General features: G+C 59.9%; 9 protein-coding genes. 4 read left to right on the forward strand and 5 right to left on the reverse strand.

Annotated elements, in window-relative coordinates; translation table 11 throughout:
• Positions 1-4: 4 nt before the first annotated feature.
• A complete protein-coding gene (locus CFT68_RS05500; protein WP_088842396.1) occupies positions 5-3,616 on the reverse strand; it encodes an ATP-dependent DNA helicase in 3,612 nt (1,203 codons plus the stop codon).
• 251 nt (positions 3,617-3,867) lie between these two features.
• Here CFT68_RS05500 and CFT68_RS22040 point away from each other — a divergent pair, with 251 nt between their 5' ends.
• Positions 3,868-5,358 carry a DNA/RNA non-specific endonuclease gene (locus tag CFT68_RS22040; RefSeq protein WP_170934704.1) on the forward strand — a complete coding sequence of 497 codons (1,491 nt, stop codon included), beginning with the start codon at positions 3,868-3,870 and terminating at the stop codon, positions 5,356-5,358.
• Positions 5,359-5,660: 302 nt separating this feature from the next.
• Here the strand turns inward: CFT68_RS22040 and CFT68_RS05510 are convergent, their stop codons facing one another.
• Complete coding sequence (locus tag CFT68_RS05510; RefSeq protein ID WP_088842398.1) at positions 5,661-6,452, reverse strand: MBL fold metallo-hydrolase; 792 nt, start codon at positions 6,450-6,452, stop codon at positions 5,661-5,663.
• A 563-nt stretch (positions 6,453-7,015) separates the two neighbouring features.
• Here CFT68_RS05510 and CFT68_RS05515 point away from each other — a divergent pair.
• Positions 7,016-8,179 (forward strand): MFS transporter, encoded by a 1,164-nt coding sequence (locus CFT68_RS05515; RefSeq protein WP_088842399.1) that lies wholly within the window; start codon positions 7,016-7,018, stop codon positions 8,177-8,179.
• A 119-nt stretch (positions 8,180-8,298) separates the two neighbouring features.
• The gene (locus tag CFT68_RS05520; RefSeq protein ID WP_088842400.1) at positions 8,299-9,387 is read left to right on the forward strand and encodes an AI-2E family transporter; all 1,089 of its coding nucleotides are present in this window, start codon (positions 8,299-8,301) and stop codon (positions 9,385-9,387) included.
• 124 nt (positions 9,388-9,511) lie between these two features.
• Here CFT68_RS05520 and CFT68_RS22315 read toward each other — a convergent pair whose 3' ends face one another.
• The 3 genes from CFT68_RS22315 to pucL form a co-directional block, all read right to left on the reverse strand.
• Complete coding sequence (locus tag CFT68_RS22315) at positions 9,512-10,399, reverse strand: nuclease A inhibitor family protein (RefSeq protein ID WP_141106460.1); 888 nt, start codon at positions 10,397-10,399, stop codon at positions 9,512-9,514.
• Positions 10,400-10,578: 179 nt separating this feature from the next.
• Entirely contained in the window at positions 10,579-11,052 is a 474-nt protein-coding gene (gene greA, locus CFT68_RS05530) for a transcription elongation factor GreA (RefSeq protein WP_088842402.1), read from the reverse strand.
• Positions 11,053-11,340: 288 nt separating this feature from the next.
• A complete protein-coding gene (gene pucL / locus CFT68_RS05535) occupies positions 11,341-12,180 on the reverse strand; it encodes a factor-independent urate hydroxylase (RefSeq protein ID WP_088842403.1) in 840 nt (279 codons plus the stop codon).
• 59 nt (positions 12,181-12,239) lie between these two features.
• Here pucL and allB point away from each other — a divergent pair, with 59 nt between their 5' ends.
• The gene (gene allB / locus CFT68_RS05540) at positions 12,240-13,574 is read left to right on the forward strand and encodes an allantoinase AllB (RefSeq protein WP_088843685.1); all 1,335 of its coding nucleotides are present in this window, start codon (positions 12,240-12,242) and stop codon (positions 13,572-13,574) included.
• The last annotated feature ends 1 nt before the right edge of the window (position 13,575 follow it).

Here is a 13,575-nt window from a genome sequence, read left to right on the forward strand (position 1 = left end):
TATTTCACCAGTTCACTTCCAACAGCTTCTCCAGCGTTAGGCCGCGGCGCTGGAACTCGGCGCCCAGGCGGAGCATGCCCAGCAGCGGGCCGGTCAGGCGGGTGAGGGCGGCGTGGGCGGTGGCATCGTGCACCATCGGGATTTCCAGCTCCGCCAATACATCGGCGTAGAACTGCTTGGCGGCGCGGGCATCGAGCACCACGAAGGCGCCCCGGTCCTTTTCGCGGCGGACGAGGCGGCCGAAGCCCTGCCGCAACTTCAGGCGGGCGGCAGGGCGGTAGAACTGCTGCCAGAACACCTGCTCCGACTCGTAACGCTTTCGGTGGCTAATGAGCGGGTCGCCAAGCGAAGGCATAGGCAAGCGCCACACCACTACCTGCGAAAGCGTAGGCCCGGCGAAATCCACGCCAGTCCACATGCGGTCTACGCCCAGCAGCACGGACTGCGCCACGCGCCGGAACCGCCTTATTTCCCATTGGCTGGCTCCTCGCTGACAAATCAACTCAATATCCTGCTCAGCCAGCGGCGCGGCCAACCACTCGGCAGCAAAGCGCATATCCTCGGTGCTGGTGAACAGCACCAGCGTGCGGCCTTCCAGGCCTATCAGTAAGGGAAGTAACGCCCGCAGCTGGGCCACACGCCACGCCGTAATGGCATCGGGTAACAGGCCCGCCCGGAACTCCGGCAAGTAGGCCGGAATGCTGGCCAGCACCGGCTCCCGCTCGGGGTCAACGAAATCAAACACGGACGCAATGCGCTCCTGCGCCGCAAAGGGTACGCGTTGGTCGAGCTGACGCTGGAAGTAGTCGAGCTTGTCTTCTACATAGAGCGTAGCGGAGGTAAACAGCACCGTATGGAACAGATCGAACAGCGGTGTGGCTGCTTCGGAGGGCAGGCGTTGGGCGGGGCGGTTGCCGGCTACTTCTTCCAGAATTTCTTCCACGGCCAGCTCGCCCGAGGAAAGACGAAGTGGGGCATCGGGTTCGGTGGCGCAGAGGTAGGGCCACAGCTCGTAGGGCTTACGCACGAGGGCCCAGCCCAGCTCATCGTCATCGCGCAGGCGTTCGAGCACGGGCACTGAGGCTTTGCTCGGAAACTCTTCGAGCAAGCGCATAAGCACTTCGGTCTGGCCGTTGGCCAGTTCTGTGAGGCGCACGAGGCGCTGCCGGAGCCGTTCGTCGTAGTCGGGCGCGGGGGCGTCTGCGTCCTCGGCGTCGCTGGGGTCGAGGGGTGTGCCCAGGTTCAGGGCCACGCCTAGCTGGCTGGCTACCAGCGCCAGGCGCTTTGCTACTACCGGCATAGGCCTAGTGAGCGGTTTCAGCGTGAGGCGCAGTTCATCGGCATAGGCGCGAGAGAAAGGCCGCTGACCCTGGGGGCGCACCCACACGTTGTCCTGCCAGTGGGTTTCGCCCAGCGGAAAGGGCAACACCGGAACGGAGCGGCCCTGCGGCAAAAAATGACGGCCTACCTGGCCTAGCTCCTCGCGGGCCATTACCAGTGGCTCGCGCACCTCGTGCAGCGCCTGCCGCACGGTGCGCACGGCCCTGCGGCGGCGAAACGGCTCGGCCACGGCTAGTGCGGCGGCGCCGGCTTCATTGGCCGAGGTCAGGGCATCGGCGGCGGCGGGCGTGTCGCGCATGGCTTCGGCTACCTGGCCTAGCAGATCGGCATGGGCTACTAACTCGTGCAGGCGGGCTTCGTCCCAGGCCTCGTATGCCGCTTGCTCCACGTCATTGAAGCCAGGGCGCTCATCGGCGGGTACTTTGCTCCAGAGCAGCATCTCTTCCTCGCCCAGGCGGCTATCCAGCTCCCGCAGCAGGCCCTGCGCCTCCCGGCGGGAAGTTCTTTCGCGCGGACTTTCCTCCGTGCCAGGGCGGGCCGTGGAGGATGGGCCACCCAGCAGGGGCTCAATCAGCTCATCTACCAGCTCCCGGGCACTGAACCGGCGGGCCAGGGCCGAGCGGAAATTGTCGGGGAAACGGTCGGCCTCATCCACAATGCACACTTTGGCGCGCTCCAGCAACTGCGGCGGCAATAAGGCCAGTTTATGATGATTGACAATGATTAAGTGCGCCTGCTCGGCCCGCTGCCGATGGGCCGGATACACGCACACGCTGCGGTCGGGCAGTTTGCCGTGGCGGCAGGCGCGGTCTGCCGTTACGGCGCGCAGTAGCCCGAATAGTGCGCCCCCGAGCCGGTCGGCTACCTGAGGTGCAATATTCTCAACCTCGCCTTGCGTATCGCGCAGCCGCAGAGCCAGATAGAACCACGCCAGCCGCGCAGCCCAGTCGTGGCCCCGCTCGAAGCTATTTTCAAATGCGCGGCCCAGCGCCTCGGCGCACAAGTAGCAGTTTTTACCCTTCAGCAAGGCCGTGCGGATGGCCGCGTAGCGGGGCACACGCTTGCCATCGGGTTGGCGGAGAAGGGCCGGCAGTTCGCCGTGCTGCATCTGCTCCTGCAGATTTTTGGTGGAGGTGGCCACTATCACGGCCGCGCCGGGTGCCAGCCGCAGATACTCCAGCGCCGGAATCAGATAGCCGAATGTTTTGCCCGTACCGGTGCCAGCTTCCAGGGCATAAGAACCCCGTTCGCCGGCCATTGCGCGGGCTACAAACCGGGCGTAGCGCAACTGCGGCTCCCTGATCTTCAGCTCCTCTGCTCCTACTTTCTTGCGCAGCTCAGCAAAGGCCTCATCCACTTGCTTTTCGCTGATGGAGTGGCCTAGGGGAAGGCCCGGCGTGGCGGCATCGTCGGACTGGTCGCGCCAGCGGGCCAGCCACTCCAGCAACAGCTGTTGGGCCTGCTGGGGCTGCGGGCGCTCGGGGTGCGCAGGCGGCTTGGGCAGGCGGCGCTTCTGGGCTTCCCGGGTAGTTTCAACTACCTCAGTGGGAGCGGTATCGTCGCAGCAGTCGGGCATTTGGGCGAGGGCACGCAGGAGCCGGAAGCCGCGCAGAGCGCGCGGTGAGCCGGTGGCTTCGCGCACAATGGTGTGCAGAAGCGCATAGGCCGGCAGCCACTGTCCGGAGCCAGCTCCTTGGGGCCGCAGCAGGCTTTCCAGCACCCAGCGCACCGAGCGGCGCATGGCGTGCAGCACAAACGGCAGCTGAGGCTTGCTCTTCTCGTAGCCCAACTGCTCGGCCCACACTTTGTCAGAAAGCAGACGTTCTTTCAGGTCGTCGGCATCGTCGAGCACTTCTTTGGGCAGGAAGAAAGCCAGCAGTTCGTCAAGGGAAACGCTGGCGGGCGGGCGCTTCATACCGGCCAGCACCACCTGCTCCAGCCAGTCGCGCTCCGGGGAGGGCTGGCCGGCGCGGTCCAGGAGCAGCACGGCATCCAGCTGGGCAAACGCCGCCTGAATTTCCTCGCGGGCGTCTTCCCACGTCGGCGCTTCGGCGGCCATCTGGTTGCTGATGCGGCTGGCCTGGAACACGGCGGCAGAATGGTCGCGGCCGGGGTTGAGCACCCACTCGCGCACCTGCGCATCGGGCGTGAGCGGCAAAAGGCCTACGTGTAGCAGGCCGTGGTTGGTGCCGGCATGCAGCGGCCCGGTGGCATACACATGCACCACCGCAGCCCGCACTACCAGCTTTTTCTCCGCATCAAATAAGCTTTCCATTCTTCCCTGGCCTACCGGATTCTGCCACTGGGGCAGACTAATCCGGTAGTAAAAGTACGCCGCCGCGGGCGGATACTAGGCATAGATAAGACAAGCGTAGGCCTATCATTCCGACGAAGGAGAAATCTGGGTTTACCAGCTAACACCTTGCCCCAGATTCCGCCTTCGTCGGAATGACAGCGCGGCGGCCTGATTTTCCGGCGTTCCTGCGGCGCTTCTACTACATTCGCCAGATAATAGATATTTCGATTATGCGCCGCCTCTCTCCACTCCTGCTTTCCGGCCTGCTGCTTAGCCTGACCACATTCGGCTGCTCGCAGAATGCTCCCGAAACCGCCAACAGAACGTCTCCCATCGATAACAGGCCGCCGGCTATTCCGGTGGAATCGGGCGCCACAAGGCAGCAGAGCCCCGGCCGCTTCCCCGAAACGTTTGAAGGGGCAGAAAAAGGCGCCTACAGCACCGCCGACGAGAGCCTTACTTCCGGCTCCTGGCATTTTGAGGATGCCCTGATTGGGTCTTCCGACCAGGACCACAAGAACGGCCAGCACGCGGCCCGCCTGCGCGGCCAGGGCCGATTACGCATGAATTTTGATGCGCCCAGCGGCGTGAGCACCATCCGGGTAACCAGCGCCAGCTACGGCGACGACCCGGCCAGCACCTGGGAACTGTGGGGCAGCCTAGATGGCGGGCGCACCTACCGGCGCATCGGGCAGCCCGTGAGAGCGCAAGGTCCCAGGCTAACCGTCACGACGTTTCAGGGCGGCGCGGCTGGCACACTGCGCCTCGAAATCCGGAAAACCGATGGCGGTAAGGGCCGGCTGAACATTGATGACATCGCCCTGCTGGCAGCCAATGGGGCAGCCATTTCGGGCGGCTCGGTGGCTTCGGGTTCCAGCAGTACCGCGGGCTCCGGCTCCGCTCCTTCCGCTTCCAGTCTGCCCCCGGCTACCACGGCACAGGCCGAGGCCATTGTGTCGGGACGCGATGATAACATGGCGCTTGGCAACCCCAGCGGCGCCACTGCTGATGTCAACAACGCCACCAACTATCTGCTGGTGAAGCCGCAGTTTACCATTGGTTACAATGCCCAGCGCGGCACGCCTACCTGGGTGAGCTGGCACCTCAACCGGGCCTGGATGGGCTCAGCACCTCGCCAGGATGATTTTCGTCCTGATCCGGCCCTGCCTCGTCAGTTCTATCAGGTAACGCGTAACTCCTACTCGGGCTCCGGCTTCGATAAAGGCCACAACTGCCCTAGCGCCGACCGCACCACCGACCTCGACGATAACTCGGCTACCTTCCTGATGACCAACATGATTCCGCAGGCCGGCAACAACAACCAGCGCACCTGGAGTGGCCTAGAGGAATGGACGCGCGCTCAGGTGAAGCAGGGCCAGGAAGTGTACGTGCTCATGGGCAGCTACGGCAAAGGCGGCACCGGCCAGAACGGCCGCTTCACCACCATCGACCAGGGCCGCGTGACCGTGCCAGCCCGCGTCTGGAAGGTGCTCGTGATTCTGCCAGAAGGCTCCAACGACCTCCAGCGCATTGCCGCCGGCCAGGCCCGCATCATCGCCGTAGACACGCCCAATGACCAGTCCGTAAGCCCCAACTGGAGCCAGTACCGCGTAAGCATAGATGCCATTGAGGCGGCAAGTGGCCTAGACCTGCTCAGCAAGCTCCCGCTGCCTGTGCAAGACAAGCTTGAGCCCTTGATAGACGCTGGCCCGGTACGCTAGGCCAGGAGGGCAGTAGTAAAAAAGCTCAGGCCTGTGCATACTGCTAAACCGACAATCTGCACAGGCCTAGAGCATGCGGACAATCACGCTAAAGTGTCTTTTTGAAACCAAAGAAGCACTCATGATAAGTTCATCGAAACATCTCTACCGCTCCGTAAACCAGTCGACTAGTCAGAGGTAGAGATGCTTCGGCTGCGCTCAGCATGACCGTTTCTTTGATTAATTGCCCATACACCCTAGGCATAAAAAGGTCCTGCCACGTAGCTTACGTAGCAGGACCTTTTTTTTATGTCTAGGCCACCTTACTTAGCCTCTGCTGGATACCAGTTGCGCAGCCGTACGTCGATTTTCTTGTTGGTCGCGTTTACGGACTTCTTAAAGGCAGTTACATCGCTTAGGCCATTTTGCCCGCGGTAATGGTAAGGGTACACAATGCCCGGCTTGAAGGCCAGCACGCCCTGCGCGGCCTGCTGCACATCCATGGTGTAGGGCAGATTCATGCATACGAAGGCCACATCAATGTTCTTCAGGGCGCGCATCTCCGCAATATCTTCGGTGTCGCCGGATAGGTACACGTTTTTGCCGCCTAGCGTCAGCACGTAGCCGTTGCCGCGGCCTTTGGTGTGCATGGCGTCAGGGGCTTCGGGCAGGTTGTACATCGGAATGGCCGAAACGCGCATTCCCAGCGTGTCAAGCTGCTGGCCGTTGCCCAGCACGCGTACCTGCGACTTATATTCTGCCGGCAGCTTCTCTGCAACGGCTTTGGGCACTATCATCAAGGACTTGCTCACGGAAAGGCCCGCCAGCGTTTTCGGGTCGAGGTGGTCGCCGTGTATATCGGTAATCAGGATTACATCGGGGGCCGCTAGCCCGGCGTAGGCCTCGGCGCCGCCGTAGGGGTCCACGTAAATGGTCTTGCCGTTCCAGGTAAATACCACGCTGCCGTGCGTGATGGGCTGCACCGTGAGCGGACCGTTTTTGGTCGTAATCTGGTCGGCGGCCACCCGTGGCGAGGTAGCGGGGGCAGCGGTTTGGGCTTGCGTCTGAACCGCAAATGTCACAAGCGCGGCCGTAAGCATCAGAGTAGATTTCATCCTTTTGTAGAGGTGGAGTAAGCGTAAAAATCTGACTTCTCGGGAAGCAGAGCGCCACCAGGATGCCCTGGCAACGCCGTGACCATAACCCAGTCGCCGGATATAAGTTTATGCCAGCAGCCAACCACATAGCGGAGCGAAAGACACTATGTGAGCTGAGTTTATCGAAAAATTGCTTGTTGAGGTTACTCCCCATCACGGCCCGCTGGTTTCAATCCGCAGCGTCAACCATCCGGCTCAGTTGAGGATCATGCAGACCAAGCAGATTCATTGCCTAGCATGTGGCGGGCCGGCCTCCGGGGCCAGCCTTTCCGACTGTATATTCCAATTCAACGAGCCCTCTGCACCTTACACGTTGCTAAGGTGAACTTCTATCCTACCTTGGCGTAAAAACCTCAGGCCAAATAACTTCGGAAAAGCTGTTCCAACTTTTTTTCCGGATCTTTGTGGTCAGCGCGCCCCACCGCGTATCAACTTCCTGCCTTGAATCCCACCCATCTTGCCCTTCCACGGGGCGGGCTGGGTGTTTTTTTGACCATCCGATTTCCTTTACAGCGCATTATATGCTGACATATTCTCCTTCTGTGCCCCTGCTTCGGCCGCGCGGCACGCACCGACTGGCCGTGAGCGCCGCGTTTCTGCTGCAAGGCTTGTGCTTCTCTACCTGGGCGGCCCGCATCCCAACGGTGCAGCAGCAGCTAGGCCTCTCCGATACCGAACTGGGCGGGGTGTTGCTGGCCGTGCCGGTGGGCTCTATGGCGTCGTTGCCGCTTAGCGGCTGGCTGGTGGCCCGCTACGGCAGCCGCCAGCTTACACTGCTAGGCCTGTTTTTGTACGCAGCGTTTCTGCCGCTGCTGGGCCTGGCCACTACCACTCCGCAGCTGATGGGCGCGCTGGTATTGTTCGGGCTGGCCAGCAACATGGCCAATATCAGCATCAATACCCAGGCCGTGGGTGTGGAGGCGCTGTATGGCAAGTCCATCATGGCGAGCTTCCACGGGCTGTGGAGTCTGGCGGGTTTTGCCGGCGCCGCCATCGGTACTTTCATGATTGCCAACGGCATTGCGCCGCTGCCGCACTTTCTATTGATGGCAGGCTTCGTGCTGCTAGGCCTGTTTCTGGCCCGGCCTTTCCTGCTGCCCGCCGATGCCCCACGCGAGGCCGATGCGCCCATCTTTGTGCTGCCCGATAAATCGTTGCTATTGCTCGGCCTGTTGGCGTTTTGCTCACTGCTCTGCGAAGGCACCATGTTCGACTGGAGCGGGGTGTATTTCCGCAAAGTCATTCAGGCCGATAAGGATATGGTGGGTGTGGGCTTCGCGGCCTTCATGAGCACCATGGCCGCCGGCCGCTTCATCGCCGACTGGTTCGCGGACCGATTTGGGCGCCAACGCACACTTATAATCAGCGGCTTGCTGGAAGCAGTCGGGCTGCTACTGGCCGTGGGTTTCCCAAGCATTGTGCCGGCTACCATTGGTTTTATGCTGGTAGGCCTGGGAGTTTCATCAGTAGTGCCGCTAGTGTACGGGGCGGCGGGGCGCTCCAAAACGATGTCGCCGGGAGTGGCGTTGGCGGCTGTATCTACGGTGGGGTTTGCGGGATTTCTGCTTGGTCCGCCCGTTATTGGGCTGGTGGCGGGTGCTACCAGCCTGCGCGTTTCCTTCTCCCTGATTGCCCTGATGGGGCTGGCCGTAGCAGCCCTAGCCAGGCGCGCCGGGGTAGAGTAGCTGGCGGTAGCGCCGTAAGCTGTTTATCTGATTCCCTGTCTTCGTGTGGAGGCAGGGAATTCGCGTTTATATAGTTTACCTTATATGTACTTTGCTGTGCTTACTTAGCTCCTATTCCTATGGCCGAAATCTCCGAAAACATCTACACTACCCGCCAGCAATACGTGCTGCTGATTGTGTGTCTGGTAGGGTTGGCCGCGCTTATTCTGCTGGGCCTTGGCAGCTACACCACGGCATTTCTGGGCGCGGGCATTCTGTATGTGGTGTTGCGGCCGTGGTTTGCGGCCATGGTGCACCAGCGCGGCTGGAACCGGCAGCTCGTGACGGCGGGGCTGCTTACGTTTGCTTTCGTCGTGATTATCATGCCGTTCTCGGCGCTCAGCCTGATGCTGGTAGACCGCATCCGGCTCTACAGCCAGGACACCAGCCAGATTATGGCCGTGCTGCACACCATTGAGCGCAAGACGGGCTACACCTTCACAACCGAGCAGAATGTTCGCTCTTTGCTGCAGCAAAGTGTCAGCTGGCTCAGCCAACGGCTGCCCTCGCTGGCCAGCGGCGTCCTGCACTTCACCGTGGTTATTGGCCTGATGCTGTTCACATTATACTTCATGTTCACGCAGGAAGAAGGCTTCCTGCGCGGCCTGCGCCGCTACCTGCCCTTCCGCCACGATACCATGCACGAGCTGGGCGATTCGCTGAAAAACAACGTGAATGCGAACGTGCTAGGCCAGGCCCTTATTTCCCTGGTACAGGCTATCCTGACGGGCCTCACCCTCTGGATTTTCAAGGTACCCGATGCTACATTCTGGGGTGTAGTGGCCTTTTTTATGGCCTTTATTCCGGTGCTGGGCACGCCGCTGGTGTGGGGGCCCGCTGCCATCCTGAAGCTCACCCAAGGCCACACGGGTCAGGGCGTGGGAATTTTGCTGGTGGGTGTCATCCTCGTGATGAACATCGATAACCTGCTGCGCATTGTGCTGGCCAAGCGCATCGGCGACATTCACCCGCTTATCACGCTGGCGGGCGTCGTGCTGGGCGTGGAGATTTTCGGGATTCTAGGCTTGGTGCTTGGGCCGCTGCTCCTTTCCTATTTCATGGTACTGATGCAGGTATTCGAGCGAGAAAACCGACTGCGCCCCCTTATTATCCGTAGCCGAACCGATGAACCCGCCGGCCCGGACGACACTAGCCAGCTCAACTTCTAGGCAAAATCTCAATACACTGGCCTAAAGTGATTTACAACAAAAAACTGAGCGGTAAGTGAGAGACATTTCCTCCACTTACCGCTCAGTTTCATTTACCAGATTTACCTGCCGCCTTATAAGTGGCCTAGGTTTCCGTCAGCACGGTCTTGAAGCCGGCCAGTTGACCATCGTCGGTTTTGCCGAGGGCCAGCACCGGCACTTGTGGGCCGCTGCCAAAGCGGTACACCTGCACATCCTGCAGCTCCTGCTTCAAAAACATCTGGAGGGCTTTGAAGCGGTTGGCTAAGGTCGGGTTGCCGAGCACGCCGTTATCGGCGGTATGGTTGCGCAGGAAGTAGGTCAGCTCCTGCTTTTCTACTTTCCTGTCGGCGGGGGCACCGGCCAGCTTCGCCAGAGCCTCATCGGTGAGTGAGCCGCCGGGCGCCGCAAACTGCACCGGCTCCAGCGGCGCATCCGATTCGCTCATGTAAAACAGGTCCTTCGTGAGCTGCTGTAACTGGCCTAGCACGGCGTTCTGGCCCGGCCCAGCAGTTGCAGCGGCTGTAGGCTCGTTGGTAGGCTGAGTTTCGCGGCTGCCTTTGCTTTCCAGTGGTTTCACCTCGGGAGCAGCAGTACCGCCGGGCACCTGGGCGCTAATGGCAGCGGCTAGTTCCTTCATGCGCGTTTCGGCTACTTTAATCTTGGGGTTGGCGAAGTTCATGTCTGAGACATTATTCATCGGAATAAGATGAATATGCGCGTGCGGCACCTCTAGGCCTATCACGGCCACTCCAATGCGCTTGCACGTTACGGCCGCTTTCACGCCCTTGGCTACGCGCTGGGCAAACTGGTGCAGGGCGGCCAGCTCCGCCGGGGGCAAATCAAAAATGTAGTCAACTTCCTTCCTCGGAATCACTAGCGTGTGGCCTTCTACCAGCGGCGTGATGTCGAGAAAAGCCAAATGGTGCTCGTCTTCCGCCACTTTAAAGGCGGGCAGCTCGCCGGAAACGATGCGGGAGAAGATAGATGGCATGAGGTGAAGTGGTGAGATGGTGAGTTCGACGTGCTGCTTGCGCTGTCTGCGCACGCTGCGTGGGCGCTCCAAAGTACGAGGCAAAACGCAAAAGGGCGAAGCCGCCGGCTTCGCCCTTTCATAGAAAAGAAGTCCAGTGAAACGATCAACTCATCATTTCACACTTCAAAAGTTCGCCTCTACCGGCTGATTTCCAGGATTTCGAACTGCAGCTTGCCGGCCGGAACGGTAATTTCGGCGGTGTCGCCGGCCGATAAGCCCAACAGACCCTTGCCAATCGGCGACTTCACCGAGATTTTGCCGGCGGCCAGATTGGCTTCCTCTTCTGCCACCAGGGTGTAGTCGAGGATCATATTATTCTTTAGGTTTTTCAACTTCACCTTGCTCATAATGAGCACCTTGGTGAGGTCTAGGTTCGTCTCGTCGAGCACGCGGGCATTCCCCACGATTTCTTCCAGTTTAGAAATCTTGAGTTCGAGCAACCCCTGGGCTTCCTTGGCCGCGTCGTACTCCGCATTTTCGCTCAGGTCGCCTTTATCGCGGGCTTCGCGCAGATCCTCGGCAGCCTTGGCGCGGCCGCGGATTTTGAGGTCCTGCAGCTCATCCTTCAGCTTCTGAAGACCTTCCGGAGTGTAGTAGTTGATAGTAGACATGGTGGGGTGATGGTAAGCTCAAAAAACAAGGAGAACGGCCAGCATGGCTGGCCGTTCTCCCCGAACAGGTTTAGGCAAATATACGAAACGTGGTTGGATTTGTCTAGGCTTGCTGGTGTAGCTTCCAGTGGGCAACACCCAAAATTCCGGCTTTTTTCGCCGTATTTCGGATTTTCGCCATCCAAACGGCTGCTTGCCCTGTCCGTGAAGTACTCACCTGGCCTAGGCTGGCAAATGAGTTGACATTCAGGTGGCCGGAAGCGGAAAACTGCCCTCTAGGCCACTGGCTTAATCGCGCACCACGGTACCCGTAATGTAGCCGAAAGGCGCGTCCGTGGCCACAAATATTTCGTTCTTGTTCTCCAACCCAAACTGCTCCAGATTGAAGGGAATATGGTGCTTGTTGGGCATGATGAGGCTGACTTCTTTTACGACCTCCTGCTCCTGCAAAATCTTCTCGCCGATGGAATAGAGCGTGTGCTGCACCGAGAGGCTCTTGTGCTCAGAAAACGTGCGCAGCAACGAGGTCCGGATTTGCTGAAACAGCGCCTCAAAATCCAGCGCCGTGGCCGTGTACTCCCACGTGGCCTCGCACTGCGTGGCCAGAATCCGGTCGGCGGTTTCCTTGAGCACCGTGTACTCATCCTGGATAAAGTTCTCGAAGCCGGAATCAGTGGTTTTGAGTAGCAGCAGGTCTTTGAGGCCAGATAGCACCACGGGGCCCTCAGCGTTTTGGGTGACTACGGTGGTACGCTTTTCGGTGCTGCCGCCCGTGAAGGCGTGCGTGTGTGCCTGCCCATCAAACTGCATGCGCTGCCAGCTGTGCTCTTCAATACTGATGCGGGCCTGGCTGATCTGGGGGTTGCGGGTCACGAAAAAGTGCGCCAGATGCAGCCCAAACTCCTCAATAGTGCCCGTGAAATGCTCCTTGGCCAGGGCATACACGGTGTTCTTCTGCGTATCGGTCGGCAGTACGGTAGAGTTGTCGCCGTGGGTATGCACCGCGTCGAAGTCGCCGGTGAGCTGCACGCTCACGGATATCTGCCGGAACTCGTGGTGGTCGGCGTGCCGGATGATTTTGGATAGATTGATCGCATTTTTGCCGTATGTATTGATTCCTAATTTCATACTAATTCGCTTGGTTCTTTGTGAAATATGTTGAATTTGGAGAAAAATACCGGCGGCAAATGCTCGATTTAGCGATAAAAAGTGAAAATATCATAACCGGAGAAATCAGCCGCAACGGGCTGGTTTTGCTACAGGCTGGGTGCATCGTGGATGTAGTAGCCGCCGATGTTTCCGTGGATTGTCTGGTGATAGATGTGCAGGACCGCGCAGTGCTGCCCGGCGTTATCGACCCGCACGTGCACATCAACGAGCCCGGCCGCACCGAGTGGGAAGGCTTCAATACGGCCACGCGCGCGGCGCTTTCGGGTGGCCTCACCACCCTGGTAGATATGCCCCTGAACTCCTCTCCCGTCACAACAACAGTGGCGAATTTCGAGCAGAAGCTCCGGGCCACCGAAGGACAGCTGCACACGAATTGCGGCTTCTGGGGCGGCATCGTGCCGGGCAACTTAAGCGAAGTAGAAGGACTGATTGCCCGCGGCGTGCTGGGCTTCAAAGCCTTCCTGACCCACTCCGGCATTGATGATTTTCCGAATGCCACGGAAGCCGATTTACGCCAGATAATGCCCATTCTGGCCCTACACGGCCTACCTCTGCTGGTGCATTGCGAGCTTTCACAGGAAAACGACACCTGGAAGCAGCACGACAAACACTCCTACCAAAACTACCTGGCCTCTCGCCCCAAAAGCTGGGAAGATGAAGCCATTGCCCTCATGATTCGGTTGTGCGAGGAAACCGGCTGCCGCACGCACATCGTGCATTTGTCATCTGCTGACTCTCTGCCGCAGATTACGGCGGCTAAGCAGCGCGGCCTACCTCTTACGGTAGAAACCGGGCAGCACTATCTGTATTTCTCAGCCGAAGACATTGCTGATGGCCAAACCCAGTTCAAATGCGCGCCACCTATTCGGGAGCGGGCCAACCAGGAACAGCTTTGGGAGGCGCTACAAACCGGCATCATCGACTTTGTAGCTACCGACCATTCTCCTGCCCCGCCCCGCCTCAAGCAAATAGAAACCGGCGACTTCACCACTGCCTGGGGCGGCATTGCCTCGCTGCAACTAGCCCTGCCCGTTCTCTGGACCGCCGCCCACCGGCGCGGCGCCTCCCTGCCCGACCTCGTGCGCTGGCTGAGCACCAACCCGGCCAAGCTGATAGGCCTAGGCCACCGCAAAGGCAAAATCGAGAAAGGCTATGATGCCGATTTGCTGGTGCTGGATGCCGAAAACACGTTTCGGGTGACGGAGAGTGGCCTACACCACCGCCACAAGGTGTCGCCGTACGTGGGGCTGGAGCTGCGCGGTGTGGTGGAGCAGACGTATCTGACGGGCCAGCTCGTGTACCAGCGCCCCGATTTTCTGCAGTTCAATCAAGGCAAACTTTTAACCCGCTAAC

The organism is Hymenobacter gelipurpurascens (assembly GCF_900187375.1).
Classification (GTDB): Bacteria; Bacteroidota; Bacteroidia; order Cytophagales; family Hymenobacteraceae; genus Hymenobacter; species Hymenobacter gelipurpurascens.